The sequence below is a fragment of the Sulfurimonas sp. HSL-1716 genome (genome assembly GCF_039645975.1).
In the GTDB taxonomy this organism is placed as follows: domain Bacteria; phylum Campylobacterota; class Campylobacteria; order Campylobacterales; family Sulfurimonadaceae; genus Hydrocurvibacter; species Hydrocurvibacter sulfurireducens.
On sequence record NZ_CP147918.1, the window covers coordinates 453,473 to 480,389 of the forward strand.

The following is a 26,917-nucleotide window of genomic DNA, read 5'->3' on the forward strand; positions in this document are numbered from 1 at the left end:
TTTGTCTGATCTATATAGTATCTTCTCTTCTACTATTAAATATTTGTAAACTTTATCATTTTTACTTTTAATTTAGGTTATCTAAGTGTATAATTTCACATTTAAAATGTTTACTAAAACATTGCATAAACTTTGAAGGCAAAATATTATGGATTCTAAAGAACTTGAGCAGCTTGGACTAAAAGATATAGGTAACATATATTATAATTTAAGTTATGACGATTTAATTCAACACGAGCTGGAAAACGGTGAATGTAGTATGACAAGCAGCGGTGCGACTGCGGTCGATACAGGTGTATTTACCGGTCGTAGTCCCAAGGATAAATATTTTGTTTATCAAGAACCTTCGAGCAAATATATCGCTTGGGGAGATGTAAATCAAAAGATCGACAAGAAGATATTCGATGAGCTCTTCGAACTTTCGAAAAATCAGCTTTCAGGCAAGGATTTGTATGTAACCGATGTGTTTACGGGTGCAAGCGCAGCGAGTAAGCGTTCTATCCGTTTCATTACGGAGATAGCCTGGCAATCGCACTTTGTCAAGAACATGTTCATTCGTCCGACACAAGAGGAATTGAAAAGCTTTACGACCCATTTTACAGTCTTAAATGCGTGTAAGGCCGTAAATAAAAAATGGCAGGAACACTGTCTGAACTCGGAAGTGTTTGTGTTGTTCGATATCGAGAACAATATGGCGATCATCGGCGGTACGTGGTACGGAGGAGAGCTGAAAAAAGGGATATTCTCGATGATGAACTACTGGCTGCCCTTAGAGGGTAAACTCTCTATGCACTGTTCTGCCAATATAGGCAAGAACAACGATACGGCTCTCTTTTTCGGTCTCAGCGGAACAGGGAAGACGACGCTTTCTACAGACCCTGAACGCCGTTTGATCGGTGATGACGAACACGGCTGGGACGATGAAGGTATTTTCAACTTTGAGGGTGGATGTTATGCCAAAGTCATCAACCTTGACCCCAAAAGCGAACCCGAGATCTTCGGAGCCATCACAAGAGGGGCTCTTTTAGAAAATGTCGTCACCGATCATGAAGGTGTCGTCGACTACTCAAACTACACAAAAACAGAAAATACCCGCGTCTCTTATCCTATAGATCATATCAAAAATCATGAGCCTTCTTTGACAGGCGGTCATGCGAAAAACATTATCTTCCTGACAGCGGATGCTTTTGGCGTCTTGCCTCCGGTGAGCAAACTTACAAAAGAACAGGCTATGTACTATTTCCTAAGCGGTTATACTGCAAAAGTCGCAGGTACGGAGCGCGGAATCACTGAACCGGTTGCAACGTTTAGTGCTTGTTTTGGAGAAGCGTTCCTGCCTCTGCATCCGACGGTTTATGCCAGACTTTTAGGCGAGAAGATAGATAAACATGGCGTGAACGTCTATCTGGTAAATACCGGTTGGAGCGGCGGCGGATACGGAGTGGGTAAACGCATGAGCATAAAAGATACCCGCGCTTGTATCAATGCCATACTTGACGGCAGTATCAACAATTGCGAATTTGATACTACGAGAACTTTCAGGCTGGCAGTCCCAAAAACACTCGGCGAGATAAATCCGAATGTTTTAAACCCTCGTAACGCTTGGGCGGATAAAGATGAATTTGACAAAACCCGCGATAAGCTTGCTTCTATGTTCATACAAAACTTCAAAAAATATCAGAGTGCAGATTCTGAATTTGATTTCTCCGAGGCGGGACCGAAGATAGAGGCATAAGCCTCTTAACCTGTGAGAGCTTTTTTTACAGTGCTTGGCTACAAAGCAGAGATTAGAGTTCTGTCGCTCTTTTATAAGCCGCTTCTACAGCCTTAATACAGCCGTTTCTAACACCGTTTTCTTCCAGTGCGCTATAACCTGCAGCAGTCGTTCCTCCCGGACTCATTACGGCATCTTTAAAGACTGCGGGATGCACGTCTTGGACCAGATCTGCAAATCCTGCGAATAATCCGCGCATCAGCTTCATTGCATCATCGCGTTTAAGTCCCTGTTTCACTCCGCCGTCTGCCAGCGCTTCGGCTATGAGGGCTAGATAGGCGGGACCGCTTCCTGCAACCGCCGTTGCGATATTGAGCTCTTTTTCCGATGAGACCCAAAGGGTATAACCGATTGAGCCGAATATATCCAGGGCCTCATCTTTGCAGGCAGTATCGCCTGTAAGCGTGGTCATGGACTTCTTGATGTTTGCCGCAAGATTGGGCATGGATCTTACATAGTTTTGAGCGTCAATGTTTGCTTTGAGTATCTCGATGCCTGTTCCCGCAAGGACGGAGTAAAGAGTTTTGGCTCTGCCTTTGATCAGTTCTTTCATAGATGTAATGTTTGCGGGCTTGACACAGAGTATCAGAGTTTTATCCTGTGCGTTAAAATCTTTATAAAGGGTTTTTTTGATATTCGTTTTCAATCTTGTTTCAAAATCATTCAGCTTGTTCATATCGCGCCCGACCACTTCCAAATCGTACGAAGAGATTAGTCCCGAAGCGATCGCAAAGGCCATGTTTCCGTTGCCGACAAGTGTTATAGATCTTTTCATTATTGGTCTTTATGTAAAAAGTTAGAAAGCTTTTCCGCAACTGCATATGGAGAGTTGTCTGCCAAGATAACCTGTGCCATCGTATTGTTGTCAAGATTAAACACCAGCGGTCCCACGAAATTCACAAAAGATTCTTCGATCGGAGTGTTGATGATCAGCATATTATATATTAGAAGATTAGAAGTCTCGTTTATTTCCATGAGCGTTTGAATGGCCGTGGGAATCTCAAAATCGTATTCGCGTAAAACAAATGGATTTATAAGCGTAAAAGACGGCTCTTGCGCATCTGTGACTTGAAGCCTTGCAAAAACATCGTCTATCTTTGTTAATTCCATTTTCGTGATGTTTTCAAAACCTAACAAGGGACTTTTTATCTCAAATATCATAAATAAACCTTTATAATAACATTGGCAATATTGTAGCATATTTGCATTAATTTGGTAACCGATTAATGTAGTGTAACAATTATTTTCGATAAAATACCAATCTAACATAGAGAAGGATTTATTTTGACACTGACAAAAACACTAGTATCTTTATTTTTTATCTTTGTCGTTTTTACCGGTTGCAGCAAGAACGACGATGAATATAATAAACCGGCTATGTATTGGTACTCTAAGATCATCGAAAGTGTTTCTGACGGGAATCTGGAAAAAGCCGATAACTATTACAGTTCGCTTCAGGGCGAGCATATAGGCTCTCCTCTGCTTCGTGAAGCGACGCTTATACTGGCCGTTGCACATATGTATTATGAAGAGTATCTCTTAAGCGAGCATTTTTTGGACGAGTATGTGAAAAGATATGCCAACGCGAACGAGAAGGAGTATTCCGAGTTCTTGGAGATAAAGGCAAAATATATGGCATTGCCGAACCCGCGCCGGGATCAGGCTTTGATCGATGAAGCGATATCAGCGGCGAACGCTTTTAAAGCCAAGTATCCGCATTCAGTCTACTACCCGATCGTAGACACCATGCTGTCAAGACTTTATATGGCAAGAGCCGCTTTAAATGAAACTATAGCATCACTTTATGACAGGATAGATAAACCAAAAAGTGCCGAGTATTACAGAAAAGTCAATCCTCAGCCTTGGATAAAATGGGATGAGGTGAACCGTGCAAACACGCCATGGTATAGAGAGTGGTTCGAAGGTAACGGAAAAGCCAGCTGGTACGGCTTCATGATACCAAATACCCGCAGCGTCGTATCAAGAAACAGTATTCAAAGTGATGGAAACATAACGGATAATGGAGTACAAAATGATGCAGCTAAGTAATTACAGCGAGTTTCCTACGGATATCCCCGTTATAGCAGAAGATGAAATATTTTTATACCCTTTTATGATATCTCCGCTTTTTTTAAGCGACGACAGTAACATTGCTGCGGCGAACAAAGCGATGGACGAGAACACTTTGGTGATAGTTTGTTCGACTAAACCCGAACAGGAGGGCAAAAGAGATTTTGATTCACTCTACAAAGTAGGGGTTATCGGTTCTATCATGAGAAAAGTCTCTTTGCCAGACGGCAGAGTGAAAGTCCTTTTTCAGGGACTAGCACGTGGTGAGATTCTTTCGCATGTGAGCGATTCTCCGCTTATAGCAAATGTAAATGTTCTAAAATCCAGTATTGCAAACGAACTTCGAATGGATGCGGTACTAGAAGTGGTCAGAGAGAAGGTGCGTTCGCTTTCGCAGGTGAGCAACTATTTTCCCCAAGATCTTTTGCGTACCATTGAAGAGAACCATGAGTACAACCGTATCGTAGATCTGATCTGCAGTACGATAAAGCTGAAAAAAGAGCAGGCGTACAGACTTTTTGCCGAAACGAACATCGAAAACCGTTTCCTTATCCTTATAGATTATCTTATCGAAGAGATAGAAGCCAACAAGCTTCAAAAAGAGATAAGAAGCAAAGTCCACTCTAAAATAGAAAAGGTCAATAAAGAGTACTTTTTAAAAGAGCAGCTAAAACAGATACAGCGGGAACTCGGAAGCGATACGCAGCGTGAAGAAGAGATAGAGGAGTATCGTAAAAAGCTGGCTGCCAAAAAAGAGAAGATGGGTGAAGATGCATACAAGGAGATCAACAAGCAGATCGAAAGATATGCAAGAATGCATCCTGATTCTGCAGATGCTGGGATGATACAAAGCTATCTGGAATGGACTCTGGATATTCCTTTTGGTGAACTTGCAAAAAAATCGCTGAAGATAGAAAAGGTCGAAAAACAGCTCGATGAAGATCATTTCTCACTTAAAAAACCTAAAGAGAGGATAGTGGAATATTTCGCCGTCAAAGAACTGCTCGAGCTCAGAGGCAAAAAGGATGCACAAAGTGCAGGAGCTATTCTTTGCTTCAACGGCCCTCCGGGTGTGGGAAAGACCTCTTTGGCGAACTCGATAGCAATAGCGCTTCAACGCCCTTTGGTGCGTATCGCACTCGGCGGATTGGAAGACGTTAACGAGCTCCGAGGTCACAGACGTACCTATATCGGTGCGATGCCGGGGCGAATAGCACAGGGTTTGATAGACGCCAAAAAGATGAACCCCGTTATCGTACTTGATGAAATAGACAAGGTCGCACGCTCGCACAGAGGCGATCCGACGGCAGTTTTGCTGGAGATACTCGATCCCGAGCAGAACAAAGAGTTTCGTGATTATTATCTGAATTTCAATATAGATCTTAGAGATGTGATATTTATCGCCACCGCGAACGATCTGGGCGGGATACCTGCACCTCTTCGCGACAGGATGGAGTTTATAACCCTCAGCAGCTATACACCTCAAGAAAAGCTTGAAATCGCCAAACGCTATCTGATACCTCAAGAGATAAAAAAACATGGATTAAAGAGCTCCGAACTTGTCGTTTCTAAAACGGCACTGCAGGAGATCATCCATAAATACACCCGTGAAGCGGGAGTCAGAAATCTAAGACGCAGGATCGCGGATATAACAAGAAAAGCGGCAAAAATACTGCTTCAAAATCCAGATCAGCCGAAGGTTTCCGTTTCTATCAAGAATATAAAAGAGTTCTTTGATAAAAGTGTGTTTGAGATAGAAAAAACGGACAAAGTGCCGGTTATCGGGATGGTCAACGGTTTGGCATGGACGAGTGTGGGCGGTGATGTTTTAAAAATAGAATCGATCCGCATCAAAGGCAAAGGAAATATGCAGCTCACGGGAAGCCTCGGCGACGTTATGAAGGAATCGGCGAGAATAGCCTTAAGCGTCGTAAAAACTTTGATAGACGACGGCAAGCTCGAGATAGAGTCCTATAATATTCCGCTCAGCTACAAAGAGCAGGAAGAGAATATAGCGGTAGACCATAGCGAGGTATACAAAAGATATGATCTGCATGTTCACGTGCCAGACGGTGCTACGCCAAAAGACGGACCAAGCGCGGGAATAGCTATGACAACGGTCATGGCATCGATCCTTAGTTCTAAAAAGGTCCGTTCCGACCTGGCAATGACGGGCGAAGTCTCTTTAAGAGGTGATGTACTGCCTATCGGAGGATTAAAAGAGAAGCTGATCGCAGCGCATAAAGCAGGAATGACGACGGTCGTAATCCCGCAGAAAAACTATGAAAGAGATTTAAACGATATTCCAAAAGAGATTCGAGACGATTTGGAGATAGTCGGAGTCAACAGAATAGAGCAGGTGCTTAAGCTGGCATTTGTTTAAAAGATAAGAAAACTGTCCTATATGGATAGTTTTCTTATTTGGTCCGTCAGATCATGAGCTCGGACGGGCTTCATCAAAAAGCCGTTCGCGCCGTTTTCCAACGCTTCTGTTTTCTTTGTTTCATCGGTCGTGAGCATTATGACCGGCATCTGATGGAGATTCTCATCTGCACGTACGACTTTGAGCATTTCCAGCCCGCCCATTACAGGCATGATGATATCTAAAAGAATGATATCGATATCGTTGGTTGATTTGAGTATCCCGATAGCGTCTGCCCCGTTTCTTGCTTCGAGCACTTCTGAGATGTTGTCATGTTTAAGCAGCATGGACTTAAGCAGCTTTAGATTGATCATATCATCATCTACCGCTAAGATTTTCAATTTTTTATTCGACATTTTTCATCCTTGATTAAACAAATTTTTCAAACACTAGGCGCAACAGATCTTTGTTCACGATATTTTTTATGATTTCGTGAACGAAGAGCGCATCGCTCTCCTCTTCTTTGCTGGACGGGTCTATCATCATTACGAAATAAACTTCCGAATCCATTTTTTTCATCTCTTCCGTCAGATTTTTTAGATCCAAACCGCGAAGTTCTTTATCAAAGAGCGCAAGCTTATATCTGTTTTCTTTGAGTTTCTCTTTCATCTCTTCGACATTTTCTGCCGTCTCATAGGTATATTTCAGTTCATCGAGTATATGAGAAAACAGTTTCGTTTCTATTTTATTCTTCTTTGTCAGAAGAATATCCGCTTTGTAGGGTTTTATCTCATTACTGTCGATATGATGATCTTCTACAAGCAGGATATTGTTTTCGTCTTGCATATGTTCTGTTTTTAGATCAGTTTCTTCTTCTTTTTCTTCATGTATATCGATATCGGCCGTTTCAACGATTTTTGTCTCCTGCTCCTGCTCTTGTGTCGACTTTTCGTCTTCTATCTGTTTTTTAATCTCATCATTCAGCGAAGAGGCAGCGCTGTCAACATCGATTTTTGTTTTGACATCTACGATCAGATCGGCAAGAAAGTGGTTTAGTAATGAAATTATTTCAGAGCGTACCAGCGGCTTTGTCGTATATTCGTCAAGCCCATGGCTCAAGAAGCGTTCTCTGTCGCCTTTTAGAGCATTTGCCGTAAGTGCGACTATAGGAACGTGAGCGACATTGAAATCTTCTTCGTAGTCGAGTATCTCCTGAGTAGCTTCGACGCCGTCAAGGACAGGCATTTGAATATCCATGAAGACTATGTCGAAGTCTCCGTTTTTACGTTTTTGAAAGGCTTCAAGGCCGTTATTGGCTATAGTGACTTCCAATCCAAGGTCTTCCAAAGTCCTTTTAATGAGTTTTTGATTGATGATATTATCTTCTGCAACTAAAGCTTTCGCTGCAAATTTCGAGCTCTTTTCATCGAATTTTTTCTGGCGGGCTCTTCTATTTTTTTGTTCGTTGAACGAAGATGTATCGTAATTTTCTAAAACAAGTTTCAATTTACTGGAGTTTAGCGGTTCGTAGAGTGTTTTGAAGATGTTGAGTTCTAAAGTCTCTATCTTTTTCATATAGTATGATTTCGTGATGAGTATCATAGCCTCAGGTGATTTGCTGTAGTTTATGAGGTCCTTTTCATCCGCAAAATCATAATCTACAAACATCAGATCGTAGCTGATTTGCTGTTCAAGAGTGTTTAACTCATTGAGGTCTTTGAACGAAGTATAGCTTACACCGTAAAAATCGAGATATTCACGCAGATATTTGCTTTGGGCTTTGTTCTTGTTTGTCGAATCGAGTATCAGTGCATTGATATTGGAGAAGGTTCCTTTGATCGTTTCGTTTAGCGTTTCTGCTTCTTCGAACTCCAAAGTAAAGAAGAAAGCGGTTCCATGTCCAACTTCGCTTTCCAGATCCAACTGACCGCCCATCAGTTCAACGAAACGGCTTGAGATCGTCAGTCCAAGACCGGTACCGCCGTATTTACGCGTGATAGAAGTATCTGCCTGGCTGAATGCTTCAAAGATACGGGATTTTTGTTCGCTCGTTACTCCAATACCGCTGTCTTGGACCTGGAATCTTATTTTGACTTTACCGCCGTGTTCAGACTCGATGCGGCGGATATCGACGTTGATTGCACCGCCGCTGTTTGTAAACTTGACCGCATTTGAAAGAAGATTGATGACAACCTCTTTGATCTTGGTAGGATCTCCTTTGATTGGGCGTTCGAGTTCAGGGTCGATGAAACATCCGAGATCGATATGTTTTTCGGATGCACGTACGGCGTAGACTTCGACCGCACTTTCAAACTCGTCGATAGGGTTGAAGACAACCTCTTCTATCTCGAGTTTATTGCTTTCTATTTTAGAAAGGTCGAGGATATTGTTGATGATTTCAAGCAGGTTCTCCGATGATTTTTCGATAATATCGATAAACTCTCTTTGCTCTTCACTGAGATCCGTATCTTTTAACAGCTCGGTGAATCCGACGATTCCGTTAAGCGGTGTTCGTATCTCATGGGACATATTCGCGAGGAACATGGATTTTGCTTCGCTGGCTTCCATTGCGTATTCTTTATCGCGGCGGGTCTGTTCGATGATATCTTCAAGAAGCTGATATGCCTGAGCGGTTCCCGAAGCGGTATCGAGATTGATGTTTCTGTTGTCTTCTTCGTCTCCGGTATCTTTTGCGACGCGTCTTAATACGGATTCGAGATTTTTGATATTTCTCGCAATGTCGTTTGAAAGCAGCAATCCGAGAATACCGACGATAATGGATATTATCCAGATGGAGATCGCGATAACAAGAATTTGAATAGCATGCTCTTGAACGGTTTTTGCCTTTTTATCCATCTGTTCGAGGATGATCTCTTTTGCCTGTGTTATAACGTTCTCTTTTTCCGAAAGCATTGTGAACCAGATACCCGATTCCGTGTCGTATTCGCCTTTTTTTGCCGCTTCAAGAATATTTGAGCGCTCTTCGGTGATATCATTGCTCAGGTCGGTGTTGTCTTCGTTTTTAAATAGATCGTTCAGTTTTTTATATATATCCGGATCCACCTCTTCGTAATTGATGGAATCGGCTTTGCCGATAAACGAAAGCCATTTGTTTATAGCATCGGATTCAAGAGGGATCGCCCGTGCCAGAGTATAGGAGATATAATCTCTTTCGGCTGCGGTGAACTCCTGTGCACGTACCAATGAAAGATATGCGGTCACCAATGAAGATATCTTTTCATCGACATGGATATTGGCGATATTCTCTATTCTTCTAAGGATATCGTTTTGAGCTTTTCCGTAAGTGTTGTAAAAAACGTCGTTAAACTCTATCTTCTGTTCATCGACAAGAGCTCTTACATCCTGCGTTTTTTTCATGATGGCAGATACTGCGGCACTGTTTTTGCATGCCTGGCAGTTTGCCGCACCGTTGGAATGGTCATGCAGGTAATCGTTGTTTTGAATATGAGACAGATACTCCTGTGCTTTTTGATCGACCAGGGCTCTTTGTGCGAGAAGCGATCTATGAGTCGTTGGAGAGGAGTTCCCAAGATACATAATGGTCATTCCGCGTTCACGCGATATATTGTCCAGCAACTGTGTCAAATATCTGTTTTCTTTTAATTTCGCCTGAAGCTGTTTGGCACTGTCGTAACTTATGTAAGCATTATAGACATAATATGAAGCTAATGAGAAAAGAATAATAATCGGAAATAAACTTATAAGTCTGAGTCTATTTTTTAATCCTATTTGCATTATCTGACTTCCTTATATTTGATTTACATAGTTTTTAAAACTGCTCAACAACTGCTCCGCTTTTTGGGTGTCTTCTACGAAAGTCAACTCTTCTAAAAGATGCGAGATCTTATTTAAACGAAGGTTGTCGGAAGTACCTTTTATGTTTATGGCAAAATTTTTCAAAGCAGTGAAATCGTTGTCGCGTATGGCAGCTTCCATGCCGTCGATCAGATCATTTGCCTGTTCTTTGAAGTCCGATAAAAGCTGATCGACAAACTCTTCATCAAGTCCAAGCTCGTTTGCCGTTTCTTTTTTATCGTAGTGCATCGTATCTTCTGTGAGCGTGCTCGGTTCTTTTTGGCTTTCTTCCTCGGGCGCTTCGTTGAGAACATCGTTTGTTTGATCATCTTCTTTTTCGCTGAGATCGTACATCTGCGGCATTGCAAGATCGTCGTCATGCATCAGATGATCATCGCCATCTAATATGAAAGGTTCGGATTCATCTTTATGCTCTAAAAGATCATCATCGTCAAAGTCGTATTTATCCAAATCTTCCTGGATGTTGAAATCGTATGGTTCAAGGGTAATAGGTTCATCTTCATGGTATTTTATTCCAACCTTGTATATGTCGTCATCCGTCTCTTCGGTTTCGTTGAGCTCTTGAGGATGTTCAATGCCGTCATCCTCTTTGAGACCTATATGCTCTTTTATATTTTCCTCTTCTGATTCGCCGGGCAGTTCAATAAACTCTTCAAGTTCCTCTTTTTCGGCTAAAGCTTCGTTTTTTAAACCGATATCTTCTGTTATGTTCTCTTCTGAGGACTGATCAAAGAGCGGTTCTTCCTCCAAAGGGGTTGTTGTTGCGGCAGTTTCGACAGGTGCCGTTTCTGCTGTCTCTTTTCCTTCAAGTTTCGCGATTATTTTGTAAAAATGATCCAGATTTGCTTTTATCTCGTTGATATTGTCTGAAGCGTTTATAATGCTTAGTACCTCAAATGCATCTTCGATCCTTAAGTTTGCCGCTACACCTTTTAGCTTATGCGATAAAAGTTTTACTCCATCAAAATCGCTGCTTGCGATATGGGTATACAATTCATCTTTGAAATCATGCGACTGCTGTATGAAGTCTCCTATGAACTCATTGATAAGATCAACAGGCAGGCCCAGCTCATCAGAGGCTACATGCGGATCATAAGTATAGTCTTGACTCACCTTCAGGTTATCAAGATATTTACTGTCGGCTGCGGCGGTGTAGTCGCCAAGCATAGGCTTGTTCAGTGGTTTTTTAACCTCTTTTTCTTCTATTTCTTCTGCTTCTGCTGTTTCGGCAAGGAAGTCCACATCACCTGTCTCTTTATGTTCGAACTCTTCCTCAAGGCTCGTTGTCTCTAAGGCTGCTTCCTCTTGAGGTTCCTCCTCGGACATATAGATATCATCGATATCCAAAGGAGCATTAAAGTCGAAATCATAAGGATCTTCTATGATTTGTGTCTGCACCGGAGTTTCAAATACGTCGGGCTCGCTCAGTTCTACGGATTCTTCGTTCTCAAGGTCTGGCAACTCTTCATCTATGGACTCTTCAGAAGGCGTTGCTATAGGGATAGGAACCTCTTTTAAATCTTCTTCGAACACTTCGCTTTCGCCGCCGTCTAGAGCTCTCAAGTTCAAAAGCGTTATCGCATAGGCAGGCTGGTCGGGTGCATCAGAAAGGTATAGGGTCTGCAGTTCTATCGTAGCGGTGAAGTTTTTCTGCTTGGCGTTTATGATGACCTTTGCTTCGTGTATGTCCGAATGCAGGATATAGTAGATCCAGTTAAAGTTTTTAAAATTGTGTATGTAGTTGGGTTTTTTTACGAAAAGGTCGGCAAAGTCGCTGCACTCAGTCTGCAGTTCTGCCAGGTTTTTAAAGCCTAATATTTTTAGATCTTTTTCGTCGATTCCGATAAACTCTTGTTTATGATTGTATATCAGCATACTTGTTCCTTACTTTTCAGCTTCGAGCATTTTTGCGTATAACGCGCTGGCTTCTTCGATATTTTTTCTGCTTGCAGGTTTACGTGCGGCTATATAGCCTGTTATGTTCTTATCATCGTCGAAAACGGGAGTTATTTCCGTTTCGACCCAGTAGTATAGGCCGTCTTTGCGTAGATTTTTTATAAATCCATGCCATGTCTGACCCGACTCTATATCTTTCCACATTTGAGTAAATACGGCTTTTGGCATGTCTGGGTGTCGTATGATATTATGAGGCTTTCCGATAAGCTCTTCTTTCGTGTATCCGGAAATTTCACAGAACTTTCTATTTGCGAATATGATTATGCCTTTTTCGTCGGATTCACTTACGATAGCCCTTCCTTCAAAATGATACTCTTCATCAACCGCATCTGGTCTATTCATTCTAAGAACCTTAAAATCTAAGTTGAGCACAATATAACATATTATTAACTAAAAAAGACTTAGTTGTAAAGTAATTTTATGGTTTTGGCGTCTTTTTCATTTAATACAGAAACGATTTCATCTTCCCCTGCGGCCCTAATCGCTTCAAACGTTCCAAAATAGCTTAAAAGCTTTTTGATCTTTGCTTCAGATATGCCTTTTAGCGATAAAAGTTTACTTTCCTGGTCGAGTTTCAGCTTTGTTTTTTTATGAAACGTAACGGCGCTTCTGTGAGCTTCATCTCTTAATCTTTGGACGAATTGAAGCCTTTTGTCGGTCGGCTTCAGGTTAAAGCTTGTATCTGCCGTGTGAATGATGTCTTTGGCTTCTCCTTTTGCTCTGTGGGCTTTTGCGTCTATCTTCTCTTTTGAGACGGCGATGACATCCAAAAAAACTCCGTTTGAATCAAGCAGATCGATAGCCAGTTTGAGAAGCGTTTCTCCTCCGTCGAGTATCCACAGGTCCGGCGGGGTGTTTTTCTCAAAGCTTTCGATCCTTTTTGTCAGCATCTCTCTCATCTGTGAATACTCGTCTTTGGAATCCAGATGGTACGTTCTGTACGCTTTTTTGTCAAAGATACCGCTTTCATATACTATCATCGCTCCGACAGTCGCCTGTCCGCTCATATGAGAGTTGTCGAATACTTCGATGCGCAGAGGTGTTCTTTGAAGTTTGAAAAGTTCCTGGACTAAAAGGGCGAGCTCGTATGAAGTGTCGTTTTTAGTTTTGTTTAAAAGCTCATCGGCATTGAGCATGGCAAGATCCGTCAATCTTTTTTTATCCCCTCGTTTGGGATTCGTTATTTGCGCTTTTTTGTTAAAAACGGCGGAGAGATACTCTTGGAGCAGTTTTTTTGATTCAAATTCATGGGCTACCAAAACAGGCGCGATTATCGGAGGTGCTTCGCTGCCGTAATACTCCATGACGGCACGGTAATATATCTCGTCCTCGTCAAAGCCTTCGTTGAGGTATATGAAGTCATGCGAGGATGAAACCACTTTGCCGTTTCTCATAAAGATTCTCACTACGATCGCACGATTCTCTTTATGCGAGATGCAGAAGATGTCGTAATTGTCGTTCGTGGCAAGATCTATCTGGGAAACGATGTTGGACTTTTGTATGTTCTGGATCCTGTTTTTGATCTCGCTGGCTTCTTCAAAACGAAGCTCCTCGGCATAAAAAGACATCTTTTCCTGAAGCTTTTTTATAAGCTCTTTTTTGTTTTCTATGTAGTTTACGGCTTTGTCTGTCTCTTGACGATAGCGCTCGCTTTTGACATCGAACTCGCATGGTGCCAGACATTTTTTTATCTGGTAGTACAGACATGCTTTTTTGCCTTTGAGACAGCCTTTTTTCTGAACGAGCATGCACAGTTCATACACAGAATCAAGAATGTCTCTGGCTCCTACGGAATAGGGACCGAAGTATTTTACATCTTTGGCGTTTATGATCTTTCGGGTTATCTCGAATCTCGGATACTCTTTTGAGTAGTCTATGTAGATATAGGGGTATGTCTTGTCGTCGCGCAGGAGAATGTTGTATTTTGGCTTGAGCTGTTTTATCAGAGAGTTTTCGAGTATGAGTGCGTCATGTTCGTTTTGAACGACTATGTAGTTTATGGATGCAGTCTCCTCCAGCATCTTTACGATTCTTGGATTGAGAGAGGGATTCGGCCGTAGAGACGGAGTGAAATACCAGTAGCTCTTTACACGGTTTTTCAGGTTTTTGGCTTTGCCGATGTAAAGCAGCTGCCCTTTGTCGTTAAAATACTGGTATATTCCCGCTGAGGGCGGCAGGTCTTTAATCTTGTCTATCATTTAAGATCCTGCGTATATCTTCGATGATCTCATGCAGGCGTTCATCCTGCGCGCTGTTTATAAATTCTGCGTGCGCGCGCTCCGAAAATCTTTCATCCGTGCTGGAACCCTCGTGCAGAGCGGTTTCTTTGTGCTGTTTGAACGATACGTAAGCTCTGATGTCGCCAATATCCGTATTTTGACACTCGGGCGGGGGAAGCTGCTTTAAAGGTGTTTTAATAGATTGTATTATAATATCGAATTCCTGTTTAGCCCAAGGATGGCTGAGTACAAAATTGAGGATATTGTTTTTTATATATCCGTAGATGATCATTTTTTGTAGATGCATCGGGAAAAGTTCTTGGATTTTTTTTATGCAGCGGAATTTGGATAATTTTGAAAATTGAGGTTTATTTTGCAAAGAAGAGATAATTTGGTTCGCCTGTTTCATATCGCCATTATAGCATTGTTATCGTTAAATATGTTCGGATGCGGATACAAAGCCGCTCCCTATTACGAAGACGATAATACGACTGTAAAACCGGTAAAAACCCTAAAGAGGATTGAAGTAGACTGCAAATGATGAAATATGATGTGATCATAGTGGGGGCCGGCATAGCAGGACTTTACGCCGCCGTAAACATACCAAAAAATAAAAAAGTCCTTATAATCAATAAGCGCGAAACGTTCAAATGCAACAGTTTTTATGCACAGGGCGGTGTCGCTTTGGCGGTGGACAAAGAGGATATCCCCGTACACATAGAAGATACTTTAAACGCCGGAGACGGACTTTGCGACAAAGATGCGGTGGATGTGCTGAGCCAAAGTTCCCGTGAAGCCATAGACAATATCATCAATATGGGATTCGAGTTCGACAAAGACAGCGAAGGCAATCTCTTATATACCAAAGAAGCAGCTCATTCAAGAGAGAGGATTCTTCACGCGGGAGGCGATGCTACGGGAAGATATCTGCATCTTTTTCTGCTTGAACATAATCCCCACCCTATGCTTTTTAATGCAAGGGTGGTCGATCTGCTTATAAAAGACAACGAATGTTACGGTGTCACGGTTTTGGATCACAGAGAACTGAGAAACATCTATGCCGAAAAAGTGATCCTCGCAAGCGGCGGTGTCGGTTCGCTTTACGAATACCATACGAACGCTCCTACGATCAGCGGGGATATGCAGGGTCTGTGCGTGCTTAAGGGCATAAAACTGGAGATGATGGAGATGATGCAGTTTCATCCTACGGTGTACGTGACAAACGGCTCCGCACAAAAACTTCTTCTTACCGAAGCGCTCAGAGGCGAAGGTGCAACGATCGAAGATAAAAACGGCAAAAGGTTTCTTTTCGATTATGATCCGAGGGGAGAACTGGCTTCGCGGGATATAGTCAGCAAAGCGATCTACGATTATAAGAAAAAGACCGGTTCGGAAGTATACCTCTCTTTTAAAAACTTTAGTTACGAATACTTCATACACAGATTTCCAAACATCTATAAGAGCCTCAAAACATTGGGGTACGACCTGCCTCAAGACAGAGTCCCGATCTCTCCGGCATTTCACTATGCGATCGGCGGCATAAAGACGGATCTTAATGCAAAAGTCGAGGGAGTAGGTTCGTTGTATGCGATCGGCGAGGTTGCATCGACGGGTGTTCATGGAGCGAACAGACTTGCTTCGAACTCTCTTTTAGAGGGGCTTGTCTTTGCAAAGCATGCAGTTGATGATATTTTAAAAGATAAAACAAAAAAAGAGTTCGTAGAGTTCGACGTATCGCATGACGTGATGAGTTACAAAGAGGATAAAGAGAAGAAAAACCTTCTTAGAAAGATAATGTGGGACAAAGTGTCCATAGTAAGGACAAAAGAGGGATTAAACGAAGCATTAGGGCAGATTAATGCTCTTTTAAATGAAAAAATTGGTAAACTTTTAAAATTTCGTTTATTGACGGCGAGGGAGATAGTGACTTCGGCTTTGAAACGGGAAAAATCTATCGGTGTGCACACCATAGAAGAAAACTAGGAGAGCGTAATGCACGAATTGGATTTAACGACCACATGGGTCGGAATACTTAGTTTTGCTGTTTTTTTAATAGCTTACTACTTTATAGCAACAGAGGAAAAATATGAGATAAACAAAGCAAAGCCTGCTTTATTCGCAGGAACGTTCATGTTTATGCTTGTAGGTATCTACTATGCTATGCACGGACTTGATCCAAACGCGCTTCATAATGAGCTGGAAAAACTTATTTTAGAAATAGCAGAGATATTCTTCTTCCTGTTTGTCGCAATGACCTATATCGAAACGCTTATAGAGCGAGGCGTCTTCGAGCTGATGAAATATAAGCTTATATCAAAAGGCTATAGTTATAAAAAGATATTTTGGCTGACGGGGACATTGGCGTTTTTCATCTCTCCTGTCGCTGACAATCTTACGACGGCATTGATCCTTTCAACGGTTCTTTATACGATAGATAAAGAAAAACGATCGTTTTTGGTACCGGGTGCCATAAATATAGTCGTAGCCGCAAATGCGGGCGGTGCATGGTCTCCTTTTGGCGATATTACCACGCTGATGGCATGGACGGCAGGCAAAGGTGAATTCGTCGACTTCTTGTTCCTATTCCCGGCTTCGGTAATCGGCTGGTTTATAACGGCATTCCTGCTCAGTCTTTCGGTGCCTAAAGGCGAACCTGAATTTGATGCGCAAACCGAGATAAAGCCGAGACTCAGAAAAGGCGGTATGGTCATAGTCTATCTGGGAATACTGACGATCGTTATAGCGGTGTTGGGACATCAGTTCTTCCATTTCCCGGCAATGTGGGGTATGATGTTCGGTTTGGCTATATTGAAACTATATTCCTTTAACTTGAACCGCAAAAGTACTGAAGGATTCGATATTTTCGTAAATATGAAAAAAGTCGAAAACGATACACTTCTTTTCTTCTTTGGTATCCTTTCGGCCGTAGGTGCATTACACTTTTTGGGATTCCTGCACTATATTCATAATCTTTACGGTGCTATCGGAAGTACTGCTTCAAACGTCGGAGTCGGTTTCTTGTCTGCCATTGTAGACAACGTGCCTGTTATGAGTGCCATATTAAAATCTTCTCCTACAATGGGGATAGATCAATGGATGCTTGTTACGATGACCGCAGGTATCGGCGGATCGCTTATCAGCTTCGGGAGTGCCGCGGGTGTCGGTGTCATGGGAAGAATGAAAGGGATCTATACTTTCGGCGCGCATATGAAACATGCATGGACGATTCTCGTCGGCTATCTTGCTTCTATTGCGATCTGGTATGTTCAATTTGAAATAATAGGTATTTACTAAATCAACTCTTAATATAATTTATTGTATCCTTTCATAAATTGAAAGGGTGCACTTCCCTCTTAAACTTATTCATTACTATTTATTAAAGGCATTTATAATGACAAATGTAAGCATTATCGTTTTAGATTTTGGCTCTCAGTACACCCAGCTTATCGCTCGTCGTCTTCGTGAAGAAAAAGTTTATTGTGAAATTCTTCCATACCATACGTCAGTCGATGAGATAAAGTCTAAAAACCCAAAAGGGGTCATTCTTAGCGGCGGACCCTCTTCCGTGTATAACAAAAATGCGTATGAAGTAGATCAAGATGTCTACAAGCTCGGAGTCCCTGTTTTAGGTATCTGTTACGGTATGCAGAGGATAGCCGTGGATTTCGGCGGTTCTGTCATCAGAAGCGATCATCACGAATACGGAAAAGCGGAGCTTACCATTCATCAGCATGACGGAAAAGTATCGCCTCTGTTTGACAGCTGCGACGATGACCGTATTGTCTGGATGAGCCATAGCGACAGAGTCGATGTGCTGCCTGAAGGATTTACTCCTATTGCCGTGTCCGCAAACTCTCCCTACGCGGCTATCGCAAATGAGGAAAAGCGTGTTTACGCTATGCAGTTCCATCCTGAGGTACAGCACTCCGAAGAGGGTTATCTGATGCTTCGCAACTTCGCCAGAAAGATCTGCGGTGTCGAAGAGAAGTGGAAGATGGAACACTTCTTAAAGGAGCAGATCAAACTGATCCGTGAGAAAGTGGGAACAGGAAAAGTTCTGTGCGGGCTCAGCGGCGGGGTTGATAGTTCCGTCGTTGCGGCACTTTTATATGAAGCGATCGGTGATCAGCTGATCCCGGTGTTTGTCGATAACGGACTTTTGCGTAAAGGCGAGAGAGAGCAGGTCGAAGAGGTTTTCAAGATCAACTTGAAAGTGCCTTTGATCACCGTTGATGCAAGTGCGAACTTTCTAGGAAAGCTTGCGGGTGTAAACGATCCTGAACAGAAACGTAAAATCATAGGCCACACTTTTATCGAAGAGTTTGAAAAAGAAGCGAAAAAGCATGACGGTATCAAATTCCTTGCACAAGGGACGCTTTATCCGGATGTCATCGAATCCATCTCGGTAAACGGTCCTTCAGAGGTCATCAAGTCTCACCACAACGTCGGCGGATTGCCCGATTGGATGGATTTCGAGCTTATCGAACCTTTGCGCGAGCTGTTCAAAGACGAAGTACGCAAGCTCGGCTTAGAGCTGAATCTTCCCGAATCGATGATTAACCGCCACCCGTTCCCGGGACCGGGTCTTGCGATCCGTATCATGGGAGACGTCAATGTGCCTGATCTTAATCTTCTGCGCGAAGCAGACGTTATTCTTATCGATGAGTTAAAAGCGAGCGGATACTATACGAAGACCTGGCAGGCGTTCGCGGTTTTACTCAACGTAAAATCAGTGGGCGTTATGGGGGATAACCGTACTTACGACAATACGGTATGTATCCGTGTCGTCGAAGCGGTCGACGGTATGACGGCGACATTTGCTTATCTGCCGCATGATCTTTTAGAGAGGATATCCCGCCGTATCATCAACGAGGTCGACGGAATCAACCGTGTGGTTTACGATATCTCGTCAAAACCGCCGGCTACGATCGAGTGGGAGTAAATTAAGAAAATTTCAGCACGCTTTGAAATGATCAAGGATCCAGCGTAGTGAACTACGCTTTAACCTTAAAACATTCCAAATCATACTAAACTTTCCACAATTTTGTGGATTTGTTTAGCAGTACAGTAAAGTTATTTTATGAAGCAAAGACCCATCTACCTTTTCTCTCTTACTTCCCATGACGGCGCTACGCATGTAAACTCTTTGCATGTAAGCTACTTTACGCCCGAAATAGATTTTAAAAAGTATGATTATCTTATCATCACCTCAAAGCAGGTTCTGCAAGCACTTGAAACATATAACGAAGAGTGGAAAAAGCTCGATGTCTTGGCCGTTTCGAATGTAACGGCAAAAGCTGTTAAAAACGAAGGCGGAAACATTTTGAAATACGGCAGCGGATACGGAGAAAATCTGGTGGAGATCATCTGTTCATACCCGAAAGAGAAGAGATGGCTGTATCTGCGTGCAAAAGAGGTCGCTTCGGATTTTGCTTCTGTATGTAGAGAAAAAGGGTGCAGTATAGATGAAGCCGTGATGTATGAGACCTCATGTTCGCATGATATCCTGCATACGAAAGTGGAAGAAAACGCCACACTCATCTTCACTTCTCCTTCGAGCGTGAACTGTTTTTTGAAACATCATATGTTCAAAGATACACATAATATAGTCGTTATCGGTAAAACGACGGCAAAGGCAATGCCCTACCATGTAAACTATAAAATAGCGGATGTTCCGACGATGCAAAGCTGTATCCAAAAGGCAAAAGAGTGAAAGATTCAAAAGAGTATCTGGAGAAAAAAGCGTTTTTTGAAAGAGTCATAACCGTTTACGGCAGAAACGTGGTGGCAGAAGTGCTGCAAGATGAGAACGTAGCTATCCATAAACTGCACCTTTCAACTTCAAATAAACCGGACGGCGTGATAAGTACTATACTTAAGCTTGCCGAAAAAAGAGATGTTGAGATAGTTTATCATGACAAGAACACTCTTTCGCGTATCTCTAAAAATGCGAAGCAGGATCAGGGAGTGGCGGCCGATATCATTGCAGATACCTATAAAAGTGCCGATGAGATAGCAAGTATGAAAAGTTATAGACTCTTAGCGCTTGACGGAGTACAAAATCCCCAAAATCTCGGCATGATCATAAGAAGTGCAGCTGCGGGTAATATTGATGGAATCATTCTACCGAAAAAAAACAGTGCAAAAATATCTCCGCTTGTCATAAAAGCAAGTGCAGGGACGCTTTTTAAGATACCTATCTATTATTGCAATGCCTTGGAAGATGTTTTGCAAAGAATTAAAAACGGGTGTGATATATTTGCTCTTAGTTCTTACGCAAAAGATGAGCTTAAGAGCTTACATATAAGCAGTAAGGCAATTTTTGTTCTTGGAAACGAGAACGAGGGGGTAAGCAAAGAGGTACGTTCTCTTTGCAACAACTCCGTAAAGATTCCGATGAACAGAGGAGTGGAGTCGTTAAACGTGGCTGTGACGGCAGCATTGATCAGTTTTTTACCAAGATAATATATAATTTTAGTAAGTGATAAAAAATATCAAAATTATTCAGCCTTAAAAGAGGCAGGTTTTAGCGTTATAATTCATGTAAAAGGAGTAATGATGAGAGTAGTATGTCCACACTGTTTGGCAGTCAATAATGTCCCTGCAAAAGAGTCGTATAAAAAAGCAAACTGCGGAAAATGCAAGGGCTCTTTGCTTGATTCAAAACCCGCAAGTCTGAGAGCGACCACTTTTGATGAAGCTGTCGTAAACAGCGATATTCCGGTAATCGTAGATTTCTGGGCTCCTTGGTGCGGACCTTGCAAGATGATGGCACCGACTTTTGAAAAAGTTGCAGAAAAGTTTCCTTTAAAAATGTTCTTTGCCAAAGTAAATACCGAGACCGAACAACTGCTCGGAGCAAGATTTGGCATAAGAAGTATACCGACGCTGATAATATTCAAAGGCGGTAAAGAGGTGCACAGAGTATCGGGTGCTTTAGATGAAAGAAGCCTTATGAGCCTGGCTTCGCAATTTAGCTCTTAAAGGTCAAAAATATCAAACAGGAGATATTAGAGTCATATTTTGGCTACGGTTCTTTCCGTCCGCTTCAAGAGAAGGCGATAGATGCGATACTGCAGCAAAAAGATCTGTTGATGATTATGCCTACGGGCGGTGGAAAATCTTTATGCTATCAGCTTCCTTCGCTTATGATGGATGGTGTTACCATTGTCGTTTCTCCTCTTTTGGCACTTATGTACGATCAGGTGAGAGCATTAAAAACAAACGGCATAAAAGCAGAGATGATCTCTTCTATGCAAAATGAAGAGGAGATACAAAACGTTCGAGAGCGGCTCATAAATGCAGAGATAAAACTGCTTTACGTGGCGCCCGAACGTTTTGCATCTTTTGAATTTGTAAACTTTTTGAAATCTATAAAGATAAATTTCTTTGTCATAGACGAAGCGCACTGCGTCAGTGAATGGGGGCATGAGTTTCGTGCCGATTACAGAAAACTCGATCTTTTGCGTGAGAATTTTCCTACAACTTCCATAGCAGCATTTACCGCAACGGCTACTTCTAAAGTGGCAGAAGATATCAAACATGCGCTTATGCTTCACAAACCCGTCGAAGTGCACGGAAAGATATTTAGAGAAAATCTTCATATCACCGTAGAATCGCGCATAAAAGACGGGAAGAAACAGCTGCTCGAATTTTTGTCCAGTTTTAAAAACGAAAGCGGGATCGTTTATGCGTTTTCACGTAAACAGACGGAAGCCTTGGCGGTCTTTTTACATACGAACGGCATAAAGGCAAAAGCGTTTCACGCAGGGCTTCCGACCCATGTCAAGGAAGATACCTATAAAGCCTTTGTGCATGATGAGATACAAGTCGTCGTGGCGACCATCGCTTTTGGCATGGGGATAGATAAGAGCAATATCCGTTTTGTGGTGCATATGAACCTGCCAAAGACGATAGAAAACTATTATCAGGAGATCGGGCGTGCAGGTCGTGACGGACTAAAAAGCGAAGTGTTCTTGCTTTACAGCGGAAGCGATGTCGTGATGCAGCGCGAGTTCATCGAGCAGCTCGAAGAATCGCCGTATAAACGAAATGCCTTTAACAAAATAGAGCAGATGTCGAGGTATGCAACGATGGAGGAGTGCCGCCACCACTACATAGCGGCCTATTTTGAAGATGATATAGAGAATTGCAAAGATGTCTGCGACAACTGCATCGCCCCCGAGACTAAACACTCAGACATCACGGTAGATGCTCAAAAACTGCTCTCTGCCATATACAGAACAAACCAGACATTCGGACAGGCGTACGTCATCGATGTCCTTCGCGGCAGTACTTTGCAAAAGATACTGGATAACGGGCATGATCAGCTTTCGGTTTATGGGATCGGTGAAGAGAAGTCGCGTGCCTACTGGGAAAGAGTAGTGGAAAGACTGATGGAACTCAGTGCCCTAAAAAGAGGCGAATTTCGTGCTTTGGTACTTGATGGTGCCGGGATGAAGATACTCAAAAACGAGTTGAAGGTCTTTATCAAAGAGGAGAGACTGAGTCTCAAGCCGAAAAAAGAGTTTGTCGTTCATAAAGACGAAGATGTAGACAGCGAAGTATTTGAGCGGCTTAGGATACTCCGCGCTGCGATTGCAAAAGCCGAAGAAAAGCCTGCGTATATCATATTCGGTGACAAGACACTCAAAGAGATGGCCAAAGCGCTTCCTAAGACAAAAGAGGAGATGCTGGAGGTAAACGGGATCGGAGAGGTGAAGTACCAACGCTACGGAGAGCAGTTTTTGGAGTTATGCCGGACTTTATGAGAACATGATCTCATAAGGCCTTTTTATCTCGTTTATAACTTCTCCCACGCTCATATGGCGGCTTTTTCTTAAAAACTCTCTGCCGTCTAAAAACACTAAAACGGTAGGGATGGCAAAGACACTGTAGTGTGCTGCGATATCCGCATCTGTCGAGATATCGATGCTGACGATCTCAAATGTTTCAAAGTTCTCGCTTACGGCTTCTAAAAGCTTTGGTTTTAAAGCATGGCATACATTGCACGTAGGCGCACTGAAGTAAAGCATCACAGCCGGATTTTCTTTTATGATATTATTGATTGATTCTATATTCTGCATAAGCAATTATACTATATCGTAGGTGATTTCCGTTTGATTTTTTAGCGTTTTGATATCTCTTACATGCAAGCCTTCGATATTCAGTTTGTTAAACTCTTCAAGCGAGATCACATTGTGCTTAGCAGCTTCGCGCAGAACCATTCCGCGGTACGCTTTTGCCCAGTGGCTGAGGACTTTCCCCTCTTTTAAAAACTTCAGGGTCGTAAAGGGTTTGTTGGGTTTGTAGAACTTGTCGTAGTATCCCGCGCGCAGATCGAGGATCTCTTTATCTGCCAGATAAAGATCAAGCTGATAAGAAAATCTATCTTTGTAAAACCTGTCGGGTGCGATACTTCCTATATCGTTACCCTGCTTGACCTTGTAGTTCGCGATAGTGTCGCCGCCGAGGATAGGTCCGTAAAGATTTGAAAAGATGATGACGTTCTTTTTAAGATACTCTTTCGCGTCGGTTTCGAGCGACCCGTAATCGAGGTAATCGTACGCTACTCCGCTGTATCTCTGAACGGCGTACATGAGCGAGTCCGTGTCTAATCCTTTAAGATACTGTTCGAACTCTTTAGGGTTTTTTATTCCGAAAAGCTCTTTTAGCTCCTCTTCGTTTTGCCGCAAAATTATTTCATTGTAACTGTTTAGTATCTCTGTTCTTGCTTTGTCTGAACAAAAAAGTTCTTTTCTTCGTTCGTCTCCACCTCTATTTTTGTTTTCGGAGGGTGAAAATAGTATTGCCAGCAAAATCCGCCTTCTATTTGTTTTTTGCAATTATATCGATATTCTTGCTATAATAGAGTATAAAAATGGGAGATGACGATATGCGTTTAATTATGTTCTTATTATTTAGTTCGATGCTCTCTTTTGCGATGTCCGCGGATAAAATTGCATCAGGCAGTATCGAAGGTATAGGTATTATCGAAAATGTTAAAGGCTCCGTTAAGATCATAAAAGAGGACAGTATAAAAAAAGAAAACGCAAAAAAAGGGATGAATATCTCCAAAGGCGATCTGATCAGTACTTCCTCTACCGCCACGGCGCTTTTAAAGCTGATAGACGGTTCGTCGGTGATATTGGACAACTCCTCGTCCATCCATTTTACCGATACAAAGAATGTGGAGCAAAAAGAGGGTTCTATCTTTTATAAGATAACCTCAAGAAGTGCAAAAAATTCGCTCAGCGTCAAGACCCCTTTTGCCATCATCGGCATTAAGGGAACGACCTTTATCGTCAACTCAAAAGATGAAGACAGGTCCGTTGCCTTAAAAGAGGGAAAAATAGGCATAGCCTCGATAAAAGAGGAGTTCGAGCTTTATAGAAAAAGAGTTCAAGAGGAGTTCACAAACTATAAAAATCAGCAGCAGGCCGCATATGAACAGTATTTAAAAGAGCTGGCGGGACAGAAGGCGGAGATGGTCAAAGAGTTTGAACTCGATTCGGGGAACAGAGTCGTTTTTGACGATAAAAAAGTCGTAGAAAGCGAGTTCAATGACGATACAAACGCTTCGTTTAAACGTTTTGAAGATATCGCAAACTCTATGAGATGAAACAAAAACTTCTTTATCTTCTCATACTCTTTCCGATACTTTTAACGAGTCTTGCTTTATACCATTATAAGGTCGAGCCGTTTGAAAGCTTCTCTTTGCGTTTTAACGACATCGATTTTGATCTGCAAAAAAAGAGTCCCGATAAAAGGATAGTTTTTGTTGCCGTTGATGAGCAAAGTGTCAATGAGTATGGAAGATGGCCTTGGGACAGGGAGATTTTGGCTAAAGGAATATCAAAATTAAATCAAGCCGACGTCGTTTTGATGGATATGATATTTTCAGAACCGACCGAAAAACAAAAAGACAGAGCATTGGCGGATTCGTTATCGGGTCTAAAGAGCAGCGTGTGCGGTTTTTTCCTGCGGCACAATGCAACTCAAAAGATAACGCCCGATCAGGAAAACGTACTCGGTGATTCCTCTTTAGACCTTCTGCAATCACAAATAGCATCCTTCGGTGACCCTAAGTTCATCTCCGCGGACAATGCAGAGATGAATATTCTGCCTATTTTACAGAGCTGCAGTATGAGCGGCAGCTTTTCTACCCTTAGAGAGTCAGACCACCTTTTGCGCTCCTATCCGGTTGCGGTATATTTTGACAATATGCTTTTTCCCTCACTTGCAGTGCAGGGACTCAGACTGATCTTGAACAAGGATATCAAACGGATCGATTCCCGGCATGTAAGCATAGGCGAGTACAGGGTAAATATCAATGAAAAAGGTTTTGTTCGGTTGAACTTCTACCAGCCAAAACAGTACAAAATAATCTCTTTTTTGGATCTGGTTCAAGGGAAGGTCAAACCGGATTACTTTAAAAACAAGATAGTGATACTTGGAATAACGGAAGTAGGAGCGGGGGATATCGCAGCAACTCCTATGGGCGCACTTTACGGTCCTTTGCTTCACTATACCTTTTTGTCAAATCTATTATCACATCATCTTATAACCGAGCCTCCTTATATAACTTCGGTTTTGATAGTCATAATGGTGCTTTTGCCTTTTATTTTGCTGCTGTTTGTAAAAAAAGTCGTAAACAGGGTTGTTTTGGATATCGTCGGGTATCTGCTCGTCTATCTCTTTGTACGATACATCTTTGTTTTTTACAACATATACAGCGATGCCTTCTATCCTCTTGTCGCTTTTATACTCAGTACCGTATCCGTTGAGGTTATGGCATTTACCATACAGGAAAAGGGCAGCAGATTTATACGAAACGCTTTTTCAAGCTATCTTTCGGCCGATCTGCTGGATAAACTGATAAAAAATCCCGAAGCGCTTTCTCTTGGCGGAGAGAAAAAAGAGCTTTCCATTCTCTTTAGCGATATCCGTGGTTTTACAACAATTTCCGAATCTATGGATCCGGTAAGTCTGATCAAACTTCTCAACCGCTATTTTACCCCCATGACCGATGCGGTACTGCAAAACGGCGGGATGCTGGATAAGTATATAGGCGATGCTGTCATGGCATTTTTCAATGCTCCCGTTGATGTACCCGATCATGCAAACGCCTCATGCAGAGCAGCTTTGCAGATGATCGAAGAACTCGACAAGCTAAACAAGGAACTCTCTTTAGAGGGGATAGATCCGATACGCATAGGGATAGGAATAAATACCGATGAGGTGGTTGTCGGAAATATGGGCTCAAATACGCGCTTTAACTATACCGTCATAGGAGACGGTGTAAATCTGGCCTCGCGTGTGGAGGGGATAACCAAAAACTATGCGGTCAATATTCTTATAACGGAATTTACTTTAAAAAGATTAAAAGAGGGATTTTTGACAAGGGTTATCGAACCTGTGAAAGTGAAGGGAAAAGATGAAGCGGTCCTCTTGTATGAACTGATGTCAAATAGCGACAGAAACGTAAATATTAAAAAAGATTATGACCGAGCCCTTGATTTATATAAAAACTCTAAGTTTGAAGAGGCTATAGTAATCTTTGAAAACCTGATCGGCGAATATGACGACAGCGTATCGAAGTATTTTTTACCGCTGGTTAGAGAGAGACATCCATGGGGTGTTCACAAGATGACGACAAAGTAGGTTGCAGGATGAACAATAACGTTGAATCATCGGAGT

The 26,917-nt window shown here is 42.3% G+C and carries 23 protein-coding genes; 13 read left to right on the forward strand and 10 right to left on the reverse strand.

Annotation, left to right across the window (positions count from 1 at the left end; all coding sequences use genetic code 11):
• Window positions 1-148 precede the first annotated feature (148 nt).
• The gene (pckA, locus tag WCY03_RS02400) at window positions 149-1,735 is read left to right on the forward strand and encodes a phosphoenolpyruvate carboxykinase (ATP) (protein WP_345993404.1); all 1,587 of its coding nucleotides are present in this window, start codon (window positions 149-151) and stop codon (window positions 1,733-1,735) included.
• 52 nt (window positions 1,736-1,787) lie between these two features.
• On the opposite strand, the gene WCY03_RS02405 is transcribed toward pckA, so the two are convergent.
• Together WCY03_RS02405 and fliW are read right to left on the reverse strand one after the other, a co-directional pair.
• Window positions 1,788-2,549, reverse strand: coding sequence for a pyrroline-5-carboxylate reductase (locus WCY03_RS02405; RefSeq protein ID WP_345993405.1), 762 nt, complete (start codon window positions 2,547-2,549; stop codon window positions 1,788-1,790).
• Entirely contained in the window at window positions 2,549-2,935 is a 387-nt protein-coding gene (gene fliW, locus WCY03_RS02410) for a flagellar assembly protein FliW (RefSeq protein WP_345993406.1), read from the reverse strand. Before fliW ends, WCY03_RS02405 begins: the two co-directional genes overlap by 1 nt.
• A 123-nt stretch (window positions 2,936-3,058) precedes the next feature.
• Here fliW and bamD point away from each other — a divergent pair, with 123 nt between their 5' ends.
• Window positions 3,059-3,823, forward strand: a complete 765-nt coding sequence (gene bamD / locus WCY03_RS02415; RefSeq protein WP_345993407.1) for an outer membrane protein assembly factor BamD — start codon at window positions 3,059-3,061, stop codon at window positions 3,821-3,823.
• Window positions 3,810-6,227, forward strand: a complete 2,418-nt coding sequence (gene lon / locus WCY03_RS02420; protein ID WP_345994055.1) for an endopeptidase La — start codon at window positions 3,810-3,812, stop codon at window positions 6,225-6,227. Before bamD ends, lon begins: the two co-directional genes overlap by 14 nt.
• A gap of 17 nt (window positions 6,228-6,244) precedes the next feature.
• On the opposite strand, the gene WCY03_RS02425 is transcribed toward lon, so the two are convergent.
• From WCY03_RS02425 to WCY03_RS02450, 6 genes are read right to left on the reverse strand one after another with little or no spacing between them, the layout of a single operon-like run.
• Window positions 6,245-6,622 carry a response regulator gene (locus WCY03_RS02425; RefSeq protein WP_345993408.1) on the reverse strand — a complete coding sequence of 126 codons (378 nt, stop codon included), beginning with the start codon at window positions 6,620-6,622 and terminating at the stop codon, window positions 6,245-6,247.
• Between the two features lie 13 nt (window positions 6,623-6,635).
• Window positions 6,636-9,962, reverse strand: coding sequence for an ATP-binding protein (locus tag WCY03_RS02430; RefSeq protein ID WP_345993409.1), 3,327 nt, complete (start codon window positions 9,960-9,962; stop codon window positions 6,636-6,638).
• A gap of 12 nt (window positions 9,963-9,974) precedes the next feature.
• A complete protein-coding gene (locus WCY03_RS02435; protein WP_345993410.1) occupies window positions 9,975-11,918 on the reverse strand; it encodes an Hpt domain-containing protein in 1,944 nt (647 codons plus the stop codon).
• 9 nt (window positions 11,919-11,927) lie between these two features.
• Entirely contained in the window at window positions 11,928-12,341 is a 414-nt protein-coding gene (locus WCY03_RS02440; protein WP_345993411.1) for a PAS domain-containing protein, read from the reverse strand.
• 59 nt (window positions 12,342-12,400) lie between these two features.
• Window positions 12,401-14,197 carry an excinuclease ABC subunit UvrC gene (gene uvrC / locus WCY03_RS02445; protein WP_345993412.1) on the reverse strand — a complete coding sequence of 599 codons (1,797 nt, stop codon included), beginning with the start codon at window positions 14,195-14,197 and terminating at the stop codon, window positions 12,401-12,403.
• Window positions 14,181-14,525 (reverse strand): hypothetical protein, encoded by a 345-nt coding sequence (locus WCY03_RS02450; RefSeq protein WP_345993413.1) that lies wholly within the window; start codon window positions 14,523-14,525, stop codon window positions 14,181-14,183. The genes uvrC and WCY03_RS02450 overlap by 17 nt, the downstream gene beginning before the upstream one ends.
• 66 nt (window positions 14,526-14,591) lie before the next feature.
• Here WCY03_RS02450 and WCY03_RS02455 point away from each other — a divergent pair, with 66 nt between their 5' ends.
• The 8 genes from WCY03_RS02455 (at window position 14,592) to recQ (ending at window position 22,989) form a co-directional block, all read left to right on the forward strand.
• Complete coding sequence (locus WCY03_RS02455; RefSeq protein ID WP_345993414.1) at window positions 14,592-14,759, forward strand: hypothetical protein; 168 nt, start codon at window positions 14,592-14,594, stop codon at window positions 14,757-14,759.
• Window positions 14,759-16,201 (forward strand): L-aspartate oxidase, encoded by a 1,443-nt coding sequence (gene nadB, locus WCY03_RS02460; protein WP_345994056.1) that lies wholly within the window; start codon window positions 14,759-14,761, stop codon window positions 16,199-16,201. The genes WCY03_RS02455 and nadB overlap by 1 nt, the downstream gene beginning before the upstream one ends.
• A gap of 9 nt (window positions 16,202-16,210) precedes the next feature.
• Window positions 16,211-17,512: a sodium:proton antiporter NhaD gene (nhaD, locus tag WCY03_RS02465; RefSeq protein ID WP_345993415.1), complete on the forward strand. Its 1,302-nt coding sequence runs from the start codon at window positions 16,211-16,213 to the stop codon at window positions 17,510-17,512.
• Window positions 17,513-17,609: 97 nt separating this feature from the next.
• Window positions 17,610-19,160, forward strand: coding sequence for a glutamine-hydrolyzing GMP synthase (guaA, locus tag WCY03_RS02470; RefSeq protein ID WP_345993416.1), 1,551 nt, complete (start codon window positions 17,610-17,612; stop codon window positions 19,158-19,160).
• 138 nt (window positions 19,161-19,298) lie between these two features.
• Window positions 19,299-19,931: a uroporphyrinogen-III synthase gene (locus tag WCY03_RS02475; protein ID WP_345993417.1), complete on the forward strand. Its 633-nt coding sequence runs from the start codon at window positions 19,299-19,301 to the stop codon at window positions 19,929-19,931.
• Complete coding sequence (locus tag WCY03_RS02480) at window positions 19,928-20,683, forward strand: RNA methyltransferase (RefSeq protein WP_345993418.1); 756 nt, start codon at window positions 19,928-19,930, stop codon at window positions 20,681-20,683. Before WCY03_RS02475 ends, WCY03_RS02480 begins: the two co-directional genes overlap by 4 nt.
• Window positions 20,684-20,776: 93 nt before the next feature.
• On the forward strand, window positions 20,777-21,202 hold the full coding sequence (gene trxC / locus WCY03_RS02485) for a thioredoxin TrxC (protein WP_345993419.1): 426 nt from the start codon (window positions 20,777-20,779) through the stop codon (window positions 21,200-21,202).
• A 23-nt stretch (window positions 21,203-21,225) separates the two neighbouring features.
• Window positions 21,226-22,989, forward strand: coding sequence for a DNA helicase RecQ (recQ, locus tag WCY03_RS02490; RefSeq protein WP_345994057.1), 1,764 nt, complete (start codon window positions 21,226-21,228; stop codon window positions 22,987-22,989).
• On the opposite strand, the gene WCY03_RS02495 is transcribed toward recQ, so the two are convergent.
• A complete protein-coding gene (locus WCY03_RS02495; RefSeq protein WP_345993420.1) occupies window positions 22,984-23,304 on the reverse strand; it encodes a thioredoxin family protein in 321 nt (106 codons plus the stop codon). The genes recQ and WCY03_RS02495 overlap by 6 nt on opposite strands.
• Before the next feature lie 6 nt (window positions 23,305-23,310).
• The gene (locus WCY03_RS02500) at window positions 23,311-24,036 is read right to left on the reverse strand and encodes a YaaA family protein (RefSeq protein WP_345993421.1); all 726 of its coding nucleotides are present in this window, start codon (window positions 24,034-24,036) and stop codon (window positions 23,311-23,313) included.
• 62 nt (window positions 24,037-24,098) lie between these two features.
• Between WCY03_RS02500 and WCY03_RS02505 the strand changes: the two genes are divergently transcribed.
• Both WCY03_RS02505 and WCY03_RS02510 read left to right on the forward strand, forming a co-directional pair.
• On the forward strand, window positions 24,099-24,839 hold the full coding sequence (locus tag WCY03_RS02505) for a FecR family protein (RefSeq protein WP_345993422.1): 741 nt from the start codon (window positions 24,099-24,101) through the stop codon (window positions 24,837-24,839).
• A complete protein-coding gene (locus WCY03_RS02510; protein WP_345993423.1) occupies window positions 24,836-26,881 on the forward strand; it encodes an adenylate/guanylate cyclase domain-containing protein in 2,046 nt (681 codons plus the stop codon). Before WCY03_RS02505 ends, WCY03_RS02510 begins: the two co-directional genes overlap by 4 nt.
• The last annotated feature ends 36 nt before the right edge of the window (window positions 26,882-26,917 follow it).

Excerpts from the sequence above, each read along its gene's own strand:
- lon (WP_345994055.1), top strand. The coding sequence starts at position 3,810 with ATGCAGCTAAGTAATTACAGCGAGTTTCCTACGGATATCCCCGTTATA.
- WCY03_RS02430 (WP_345993409.1), bottom strand. The coding sequence starts at position 9,962 with ATGCAAATAGGATTAAAAAATAGACTCAGACTTATAAGTTTATTTCCG.
- guaA (WP_345993416.1), top strand. The coding sequence starts at position 17,610 with ATGACAAATGTAAGCATTATCGTTTTAGATTTTGGCTCTCAGTACACC.
- trxC (WP_345993419.1), top strand. The coding sequence starts at position 20,777 with ATGAGAGTAGTATGTCCACACTGTTTGGCAGTCAATAATGTCCCTGCA.
- WCY03_RS02450 (WP_345993413.1), bottom strand. The coding sequence starts at position 14,525 with ATGCATCTACAAAAAATGATCATCTACGGATATATAAAAAACAATATC.
- uvrC (WP_345993412.1), bottom strand. The coding sequence starts at position 14,197 with ATGATAGACAAGATTAAAGACCTGCCGCCCTCAGCGGGAATATACCAG.
- nhaD (WP_345993415.1), top strand. The coding sequence starts at position 16,211 with ATGCACGAATTGGATTTAACGACCACATGGGTCGGAATACTTAGTTTT.
- nadB (WP_345994056.1), top strand. The coding sequence starts at position 14,759 with ATGAAATATGATGTGATCATAGTGGGGGCCGGCATAGCAGGACTTTAC.
- WCY03_RS02440 (WP_345993411.1), bottom strand. The coding sequence starts at position 12,341 with ATGAATAGACCAGATGCGGTTGATGAAGAGTATCATTTTGAAGGAAGG.
- WCY03_RS02435 (WP_345993410.1), bottom strand. The coding sequence starts at position 11,918 with ATGCTGATATACAATCATAAACAAGAGTTTATCGGAATCGACGAAAAA.
- WCY03_RS02425 (WP_345993408.1), bottom strand. The coding sequence starts at position 6,622 with ATGTCGAATAAAAAATTGAAAATCTTAGCGGTAGATGATGATATGATC.
- WCY03_RS02475 (WP_345993417.1), top strand. The coding sequence starts at position 19,299 with ATGAAGCAAAGACCCATCTACCTTTTCTCTCTTACTTCCCATGACGGC.
- WCY03_RS02505 (WP_345993422.1), top strand. The coding sequence starts at position 24,099 with ATGGGAGATGACGATATGCGTTTAATTATGTTCTTATTATTTAGTTCG.
- fliW (WP_345993406.1), bottom strand. The coding sequence starts at position 2,935 with ATGATATTTGAGATAAAAAGTCCCTTGTTAGGTTTTGAAAACATCACG.
- WCY03_RS02495 (WP_345993420.1), bottom strand. The coding sequence starts at position 23,304 with ATGCAGAATATAGAATCAATCAATAATATCATAAAAGAAAATCCGGCT.
- WCY03_RS02510 (WP_345993423.1), top strand. The coding sequence starts at position 24,836 with ATGAAACAAAAACTTCTTTATCTTCTCATACTCTTTCCGATACTTTTA.
- WCY03_RS02405 (WP_345993405.1), bottom strand. The coding sequence starts at position 2,549 with ATGAAAAGATCTATAACACTTGTCGGCAACGGAAACATGGCCTTTGCG.
- pckA (WP_345993404.1), top strand. The coding sequence starts at position 149 with ATGGATTCTAAAGAACTTGAGCAGCTTGGACTAAAAGATATAGGTAAC.